This window comes from Bartonella sp. AA2SXKL (assembly GCF_042197205.1).
Taxonomy (GTDB): domain Bacteria; phylum Pseudomonadota; class Alphaproteobacteria; order Rhizobiales; family Rhizobiaceae; genus Bartonella.
Genome location: NZ_JBHIRN010000089.1, coordinates 1 through 505 on the forward strand (window position 1 = coordinate 1; position 505 = coordinate 505).

The window sequence follows — 505 nt, forward strand, 5'->3', positions numbered from 1 at the left end:
AAAGTTACGTGCATAACCATCTTTAACTGAGACAATATCACCCATCTGACCGAGACGAGGAATGCGCTCAAGTAAAATAATATCCATAGTTTTTCCTTTCGAACTAATAAATTAGTGAAGTTTGTTGCGTGACTGAAAGTTGTATTGAATAGCTGCCCAAATACCCATTAAAAGCATCATAAAAGAAATAGGTGGAGCAAAAACGACGGTTAAAATAGCAATATAAACAAGGGAGAGTATAATGATCCGACCATTTATTCCTTTTGTAATATTGTGGAGATACGCTAGTCCACTGATTGATATAACGACAGTATACGCAGTGCTAAAGACACGTGCGCTTAAATTAAGAGTGAGGCCTAATTCAATCATAGATGCTATACAAACACCAATGAAAATAACAAGTCCTGAGATTGGGAGTCGGAGAGTTTTGCTCCAATCATCACGGGGTCTTTTGAGCCACTTCATATGCTGTGCTGTTATCATTGAAAAATAAAGATTACCAATG

2 pseudogenes are annotated in these 505 nt (G+C 37.0%); both read right to left on the bottom strand.

The features are described from left to right. Nucleotides 1-87: pseudogene (locus ACFINS_RS09925) on the bottom strand (50S ribosomal protein L9); the annotation flags it as partial. 24 nt (nucleotides 88-111) lie between these two features. After that, a pseudogene (locus ACFINS_RS09930) lies at nucleotides 112-505 on the bottom strand (hypothetical protein); the annotation flags it as partial.